This is a genomic window from Gordonia sp. DT30, assembly GCF_049844915.1.
In the GTDB taxonomy this organism is placed as follows: Bacteria; Actinomycetota; Actinomycetes; order Mycobacteriales; family Mycobacteriaceae; genus Gordonia.
In genome coordinates this window covers 1-234 of sequence record NZ_JBNCLY010000124.1, presented here as the reverse complement: position 1 = coordinate 234, position 234 = coordinate 1, and the positions used below count along the sequence as shown (strand labels likewise).

At 69.2% G+C, this 234-nt stretch carries 1 pseudogene; it reads right to left on the bottom strand.

Annotated elements, in window-relative coordinates:
- Positions 1–207 (bottom strand): annotated as a pseudogene (locus ACLQ3C_RS21715) (HNH endonuclease); the annotation flags it as partial.
- Between the last annotated feature and the right edge of the window lie 27 nt (positions 208–234).

Sequence of the window (234 nt, the reverse complement as noted above, 5' to 3'; positions counted from 1 at the left end):
CTGATGCGGGATGTCGTCGAGGACGTCGATCACCACCCGCGCATGCGCGGGCCCGACCGCCCCCTCGGCGAACGCCTCGGCGAGAGTCGGATACTTCGGCTTGAGGGGTTCGCCGGTCAACCCGTGATAGGTCGCGGTGGCGGTCATCTGCTTGCGCCGGCGCATCGGCTCCGACACCCGCAAACCGACGACCAGCATGTCGGTCACCGACCGAAACCCGAACCGGCGCTCCGC